The sequence below is a fragment of the Bernardetia sp. genome (assembly GCF_020630935.1).
Lineage (GTDB): Bacteria > Bacteroidota > Bacteroidia > Cytophagales > Bernardetiaceae > Bernardetia.
This window is the reverse complement of the sequence record NZ_JAHDIG010000064.1, coordinates 20901-28077: the sequence shown is the minus strand read 5'-3', so window position 1 is coordinate 28077 and position 7177 is coordinate 20901. Positions and strand designations below refer to the sequence as shown.

7 protein-coding genes are annotated in these 7177 nt (G+C 33.4%); 3 read left to right on the top strand and 4 right to left on the bottom strand.

Features of this window, described 5'->3' with window-relative positions; genetic code table 11:
* Positions 1-161: 161 nt before the first annotated feature.
* The 3 genes from QZ659_RS16060 to QZ659_RS16050 all read right to left on the bottom strand — a co-directional run bounded on the left by QZ659_RS16060 (position 162) and on the right by QZ659_RS16050 (position 2969).
* Positions 162-998 (bottom strand): hypothetical protein, encoded by an 837-nt coding sequence (locus tag QZ659_RS16060; protein ID WP_291727297.1) that lies wholly within the window; start codon positions 996-998, stop codon positions 162-164.
* Between the two features lie 211 nt (positions 999-1209).
* Positions 1210-2190 carry a class 1 fructose-bisphosphatase gene (gene fbp / locus QZ659_RS16055; protein WP_291727295.1) on the bottom strand — a complete coding sequence of 327 codons (981 nt, stop codon included), beginning with the start codon at positions 2188-2190 and terminating at the stop codon, positions 1210-1212.
* Between the two features lie 44 nt (positions 2191-2234).
* Positions 2235-2969: a YoaK family protein gene (locus QZ659_RS16050; protein WP_291727293.1), complete on the bottom strand. Its 735-nt coding sequence runs from the start codon at positions 2967-2969 to the stop codon at positions 2235-2237.
* Positions 2970-3349: 380 nt separating this feature from the next.
* Between QZ659_RS16050 and QZ659_RS16045 the strand changes: the two genes are divergently transcribed.
* The 3 genes from QZ659_RS16045 (at position 3350) to QZ659_RS16035 (ending at position 6438) form a co-directional block, all read left to right on the top strand.
* The gene (locus QZ659_RS16045; protein ID WP_291727291.1) at positions 3350-5200 is read left to right on the top strand and encodes a vWA domain-containing protein; all 1851 of its coding nucleotides are present in this window, start codon (positions 3350-3352) and stop codon (positions 5198-5200) included.
* A gap of 197 nt (positions 5201-5397) precedes the next feature.
* Positions 5398-5883: a hypothetical protein gene (locus QZ659_RS16040; protein WP_291727289.1), complete on the top strand. Its 486-nt coding sequence runs from the start codon at positions 5398-5400 to the stop codon at positions 5881-5883.
* 27 nt (positions 5884-5910) lie between these two features.
* Positions 5911-6438, top strand: coding sequence for a GNAT family N-acetyltransferase (locus tag QZ659_RS16035; RefSeq protein ID WP_291727287.1), 528 nt, complete (start codon positions 5911-5913; stop codon positions 6436-6438).
* Here the strand turns inward: QZ659_RS16035 and QZ659_RS16030 are convergent.
* A complete protein-coding gene (locus QZ659_RS16030; protein WP_291727285.1) occupies positions 6435-7142 on the bottom strand; it encodes a protein-L-isoaspartate(D-aspartate) O-methyltransferase in 708 nt (235 codons plus the stop codon). The two genes, QZ659_RS16035 and QZ659_RS16030, sit on opposite strands and share 4 nt — an antisense overlap.
* Positions 7143-7177: the final 35 nt, after the last annotated feature.

Below are 7177 nucleotides of genomic sequence, written 5' to 3'. Positions count from 1 at the left end.
ATTCCATACTATTAAATCTATTATTATATATTTCCTTATATATTTTCAATATCTGTTTGTTCGTATCTTCTACAGCTTGGCTTTGCATTTTTTTATTTTTAGCAAAAAACAAGACAATCAAAACCATAAAAGATAACCAAAGAAAAATGGATATATACTTTTTATTCTTCATAATAATTTTTGTAATGATATGTGGTATCGGATGAACAGTTTATTCTGATGTCCATATCAATATTTTTTTCTCTCAATGAAGGAGGGATAATCAAAAATCCGTTTTTATCAAAATGAGTTTCTACACCTGTTGGAGATTCAATCTTGGTATGTAACGTATCAAATGGATAAGCATTATAGACTCTCACTCTTTCAATTTCATTTGTGATATATGGAACAACAACTGGATTGCTCAACTTATTCTTTAGTTCATCTAAAAAATATTTGTCTATTAATAACTCTATATCGTTATGATACATTGCCACAAGCTGCAATTCAAATCTAGCCAAATGATATTTATTTTGCATATTATCATGCGAAAAATATTTTTCATTTATTTCTGCATCTGATAAGTCTTTTTCAAACTCAAAATCTGCGTATTTTTTAGCCAAAACCGTATCTAACTCACTAGCTTTTTTTACATAGCTTTCAAATACGAAACGAACAGGGATTTCTTTTGATTTTGAATCATCACGTAAAACAAAATTTTCATTTGCTAACTTTTTTATGACTTTCATGAGTTCTAGAGCAACTAGAGGAATATTTTCAGCATCCAAACAATACTCATAACTTGAAAAATCCTTTAAATCTCTTGACAAATAATATGTATTTTCTAAGTAATAATTTCCTAATACCTTAACTTCATTTGTAGCACTTTCCCAAACTTCTTTCTCCTCTTCTGTATATTTTTCTTTGATAAAACTATCGTACCCTATCCAACACAAAGACACCAGCAGACAAAGCGTAGGTAAAATAGGATTCATAAGATATAATTTGATGCGTCGCATTGATGAGTTATTTTGTAGCTGTTTTTACTTTTTACTAAAGATAATTAAAATATGTATAAGAGAATGTTTTCAGTATCACCTAACGATATTCACGTTTATTAGAAAAGGCAATAAAAAATACTACCACTAAATTAATAGCAATAGTATTTTGTAAACTGACTTTTAAAAAATCATTTTTTATCAGAAAAATCTTGAAACTGCAATTACACAATTATTCATGTTCACTAATTAGCTCCAATGCCTTATCTACCATTGCAGCAGAACCAACATAATATGTAGTACGTTGGTGTAACGATTCTGGGTCAATATCCATAATACGAGTACGTCCGTCATAGGCTTTTCCTCCTGCTTGCTCTGCGATAAAAGCCAAAGGGTTGCACTCATAAAGCAAACGCAACTTTCCTTTTGGTGCTTTTTGTGTACTTGGGTAGATAAAAATCCCACCTTTGAGCATATTTCTATGAAAATCTGCCACTAAAGAACCAATATAACGAGCTTTATATTCACTTTCCTTACAAAAATCGATATATTTCTTTACACCTTCTGTAAAACCTAAAAATCCACCTTCGTTACAAGAATACGTCTTGCTATCTTTAGGAATTTCTAAGTTGTTGTGTGTGAGAAGGAAATCGCCTCCTTTTGGGTCATACGTAAAGATATGAACGCCATTTCCTGTTGTGAAGACAAGTGCCGTAGCTGTTCCGTACAAAACATATCCACCAATAAGTTGGTCAGTTCCTTTTTGCAATACGTCTTCTACTTTTGGCTTTGTACCTTTCTCTGTTTTTCTTTTAAACACAGAAAAGATTGTTCCGATAGAAACATTTACGTCGATGTTTGAAGAACCATCTAGTGGATCCATTGCCACTACATATTCTGCATCATTATTATCAGTCAAGACAATTTCCTCTTCTTCTTCCGAACCTACCACACAAACCAAGTTACTTTCTCTAAAGGTCGTTATAAAAAGTGTATTGGCAAGAACATCTAGTTTTTGCTGTTCCTCACCTTGAATATTACTAGAACCTGCTTTTCCATACAAATCTGTAATGGCAGCACGTGAAACATGTCCATGAACTGTTTTGGCTGTGCGAGCTATAGAATGCAATAAGTGGTCTAATTCAGAAAGAGGAGCAGGCAAGTTTGCAGCGTTGTCTTTTAAAAACTGGCGTAAAGTGGTCTTTTGGCTCATAATGTTTTGATAAATGTCTAAATATTTTGATGCTGCAAAATTAGTTATTTTTGTTTCTTTTTAAAATATCGTCTTCTTATTTTGATAAGATAATATCTCAAAGTATCATTAAAAAGGCTCAATAATAGTAGTGTTCCTCCTAAAATAAGAGTATTGAGTTCTAATTTCAGATATATAAAAAAGTATCCTCCAGAAAGTCCACCAACGAGAAAGAAAGTAATAATGTAGAAACGGAGTTTGATGGTAGCTATATTTTTTTTTCTCTCTGCTTTATATTCTGAAAAAAATAAATGTGAAATCTCAATCCCTAAATCAGTAAATAAGCCTGTTAGGTGGGTAGTTCGAACGACAGCATCAGAAATTTTGGTAACAAAAGAATTTTGAAATCCCATAGAAAAAAGTAGTCCACAGGTAATTAGGTCTGTATATTTAGGCAGTACCAAAAAATTACTGGCAATAGCTAAAGCAAATAAAATCAAAGATTCAATAAGGGTAGGTATAGCAAAAACATTTATTTTCTTGCTCTTTTTTAATATTTCAATAGCCAAACTAGAACAGAAAGAACCTACTAAAAAGAAAAAAATATAGAGTAGATATACACTAGCGTCGCCAAAAGTAAGATGAGCTACAAATAAGGCAAAATGTCCTGTAACATTGGTTGTTAGTTGTTGGAAGGCTAAAAAACCTGTTATGTTTACTAATCCAGCGACAAAAGACAAAAGAATAGCAATTTGAAGATTATCTTTAAAAGTTCTGTTCTTTCCTTGTCGTCTAAACACTTTCTATTTTTTTATGGATTAAAATATCAGCACGCATCTATATTTCAAATACAACTGAATGAATTTTTAGAGTACTGGACATGACATAAAAGTTGTTGGTGTCGCTACGCTAAAACACCAACGAACGGTATTTTTTCTCTGTTCTGTGAAACACAGAAAAATAAGTCTCTCGTGTGCGATACGCTAATTTTATTTTGTAAAAGCAAAATTAGCTATTTATGAAGGTTTTACAATAGAATTTGAAGAGCTTTCTCACATTCCTTTGCAACGTTTTTAAGATTTTTTACGAATAGATGATAACTCATCAAAATTACCCTTCAGAAAAATACACATTCTAAATGTGCTACATATTTTTTTTATTCACTAACTGATTTTTTATTATGAAGATTTACAAATACACATTTATTGCTTTCCTATTTTTAGGAGCTTTATTCATTTCCAACTTCGCTTTTTCACAGCGAACCATAACAGGAACTGTTACAAGTGCTGATGGAGCTTTACCTGGAGCGACTGTTCAAGTAAAAGGCACAACACAAGGTACACAAACTGACTTTGATGGAAAATATACGATTACAGTTCCAGAGGGATACGATGTTTTAGTTTTTAGGTTTATAGGGTTTCAAGATGTAGAAGAAACTATTGGAGCTAGAAGCGTTATTGATGTGACCCTAGTAGAAGAAGCTAGACTTAGTGAAGTTGTAGTTACAACTTATGGAAAATCTAAAAGAAGAAACAGAGGAGGTAGAAAGAAAAAGAATAAAAGTGTCAAAATTAGAGGAGCTAGTTCGTATAATTATTCCTATCAAGAACCCAACACAGAAAGCTATGCAGCTAAAGAAGAGAATAGTTTTCATTCGGTTGCTCAAAATCCACTTTCTACATTTTCTATCGATGTAGATAAGGCTTCTTATTCTAATGTTCGTCGCTTTTTGAATAATGGCGAGATGCCTCCACAAGATGCTGTCAGAGTAGAAGAAATGATAAATTATTTCAATTATGACTACAAAGAGCCTACTGGAGAGCATCCTTTTGGCGTTACGACAGAATATGGAAATTGTGCTTGGAACAAAGACCATAAACTCGTATTGGTGGGTTTGCAAGCCAAGAAAATCAAGAAAGACAAGTTACCTAATAGCAATCTTGTTTTCTTGGTAGATGTTTCTGGGTCAATGAGTAGCGAACTGCCATTACTCAAAAAAGGACTTACCGAACTGGTAAAAGAATTGAGAGACAAAGACAAAGTTTCTATCGTTGTTTATGCAGGTGCAGCAGGAGTTGTTTTGCCTTCTACTTCCAATAAAAAAGACATAATTGCCTCATTGGACAAATTAGAAGCAGGAGGAAGCACAGCAGGAGGTGAAGGAATAAAATTGGCTTACAAAATTGCTAGAGAAAATTTTATTAAAAACGGAACAAACCGTGTTATTTTATGTACTGATGGAGATTTCAATGTTGGAGCTTCTTCAGATGGAGATATGAAACGCTTGATAGAAAATGAGCGCAAAAGTGGTGTTTTCCTAACCTGTCTAGGCTTTGGAATGGGCAATTATAAAGACTCCAAACTTGAAATGTTGGCAGACAAAGGAAACGGAAACTATGGATATATCAATGATTTTCAAGAAGCTAGAAAAATGCTTGTTACAGAATTTGCAGGAACGCTTTTTACGCTGGCAAAAGATGTAAAGATTCAAATTGAATTTAATCCAAACTATGTAGCTGCATATCGTTTAGTAGGTTATGAGAATCGCCTTCTAAATGAAGAAGATTTTGATGATGACACAAAAGATGCTGGCGAAATCGGAGCAGGACACACCGTAACAGCTTTGTACGAAATTATTCCAGTAGGAGTAAAGTCTGATTTTCTGCCAAAAGAAGACAAAGATGGAAAAAAACTAAAATACCAGACTTCAGAAGTTTCGGAAGCAGCAGGAAGCCAAGAACTGATGACGGTAAAGTTTCGTTACAAGCAGCCAGACGGAAACAAAAGTACAAAGTTTGAAGAAGTGGTAATGAACAAAATAGCAACTCAAAACTCTGAAAACTTTATTTGGACAAACGCCGTGGCAATGTTTGGAATGATTCTGACCGATTCAAAATACAAAAAGGAAAAAGATAAAGATTTGTATGAATGGATTTTGGAAAATGCTCCTACTGCCAAAACAAAAGATGAAGAGGGATATAGAGGAGAATTTATACGCCTTGTCAAGACAGCGCAATCGTTGAAGAAGTAAAGTATAGCACATTCTTTAGAATGTAAAAAAAGTAGGGCAAAGACTTGTCTTTGACGGAAAAAGTTGTGAAACAAACCCTAAGATTCTTTAAGAGTTTTAGGGTTTGTGGTTTCAAAAAACAACAAATTAATTCAAGATTCTGTAATTTTGGAACGAGATATTTATAAAGAAATTGATTTTTAAATTACTAAAGCAAAATGAAATATTATAACCTCGTTGCAGAATGTAAAGGCTATGAAGCAGCACAAGAATTTTGTAAGTACTTTGATGAGAATATCCCTGTTGTTTCTAATGGAAAACGCATAGCTACTGAAGCTAACATGACACGTAGAGGCGACGGATATTGGATAGCCTGTATTTCTTTTGAAGGACTTTTGAGTTTTGACACAGAAGAAGAACTAGAATATGCACAACGAAATGCACTTCCTGCTGCTGTAAATTCAACATTTCTACAAGAAGCTGTTTCAGAGATTTTTTCATTGCTCTCAGTTGCCCCACCTTATGTGGCTGCTGCTTTTGGTGTAGATGCCATTGATGCTTTTTCTCAAATGGCAATAGAGGAAATTATTTTACAAAATGCTTCTTTTGGCTATCTTTTTCTCAATGATGTAGCTTGGGAAAGGCTAGGCGAACCAAAAGGATTTGAGCCTTTTTCAGAAGGTTATTATTGGAATCCGAATTAAAAAACTCAAATCTAATCAAACAAAACTATGACTAAAAAACGACTTTCACTCATTGAGTGTAATCCAAACATTTTAAAGACAGCAATAAAAGGAGATAAGGAATTAGAAAAAGAACTAAACATAGTGGTTTGTGAAGATTGGACAGAGTTTGGTATTGAAGCTCTTCAGTATGCATTAAATAAACTATCAGAAAGCCAAGATGAGAAAGGATGGTGGACATATTTCCCCATACATAAAAAAGACAAAAAACTGATAGGAAGTGGTGGTTATAAAGGCAAACCAAATGTATTTGGTGAAGTAGAAATTGGATATGAAATAGCTAAAAGCTATCGCAATCAAGGATTGGGAACTGAAATGGCAAAAGAGCTAGTGGAAAGAGCATTTAAGCAAAAGCTAGTAAAATCAGTAATTGCACACACTTTGGGAGAAGAAAACTCATCTACTAAAATTCTAATAAAATGTGGATTTGATAAAATTGAAGAAATTGAGCACCCAGAGGAAGGAAAAATTTGGAAATGGAGAATCGAAAAGAACACCTACTTAAAAACTCTTTAAAACCCATTTTCTCCCAACAAAGGCACAAAGCGAAAAGCATCAAAACGTTCTAACTCAATCGTTTTTTCATCTTTTTTGGTGTATCTACACATGACTTGGCTTTTACGATTTCCCACAGGAACAACTAATTTTCCTCCTGTCTTTAATTGTTCCAACCAATTTTTCATACTTTGAGAGACATCTGGAGTAGCTGCTGTTACCAAAATTCTGTCGTAAGGCGCATTTTTAGAAAAGCCTTGAGAACCATCTCCCAAAACCAAGTCAATGCTTTGAAAATCAAATTTTCCTGAATAATTAGATAGTATATTTAAAGTTGTTTGAGCTTTCTGATGAAGGTTTTTATAAAACTCTATACTGGTAATATTTGCTTTTTTATGCTTTAACATATAGGCTAAAATAGCTGTCTGATAGCCCGAACCCGTCCCTATTTCAAGAATACTGATAGATTTATTTTCTAGTAAAGTGTCTAACTCTAATAATTCTGTTTGGTAAGCAACTGTGTAAGGTTGAGAAATTGTTTGTCCTTCTCCGATAGCAAATGCTTTGTTTTGATAGGCGTGTTGTAGGAAAGCACTATCCATAAAAAAATGTCTGGGAACAGCCAAAATAGCATCCAACACTTCTTCATTTTGTATTCCCATCTGAAAAATTTCATCGACAAGTTGTCTTCGCATTCCTTGGTGTTTGTAGGTATCTTTCTGCATTCTCTAAAATATTTCTTGTAATAAAATTATAGAAT

Bases quoted from the DNA above. Each gene is read 5' to 3' on its own strand.
- QZ659_RS16060 (WP_291727297.1), bottom strand. From the start codon at position 998: ATGCGACGCATCAAATTATATCTTATGAATCCTATTTTACCTACGCTT.
- fbp (WP_291727295.1), bottom strand. From the start codon at position 2,190: ATGAGCCAAAAGACCACTTTACGCCAGTTTTTAAAAGACAACGCTGCA.
- QZ659_RS16045 (WP_291727291.1), top strand. From the start codon at position 3,350: ATGAAGATTTACAAATACACATTTATTGCTTTCCTATTTTTAGGAGCT.
- QZ659_RS16040 (WP_291727289.1), top strand. From the start codon at position 5,398: ATGAAATATTATAACCTCGTTGCAGAATGTAAAGGCTATGAAGCAGCA.
- QZ659_RS16035 (WP_291727287.1), top strand. From the start codon at position 5,911: ATGACTAAAAAACGACTTTCACTCATTGAGTGTAATCCAAACATTTTA.
- QZ659_RS16030 (WP_291727285.1), bottom strand. From the start codon at position 7,142: ATGCAGAAAGATACCTACAAACACCAAGGAATGCGAAGACAACTTGTC.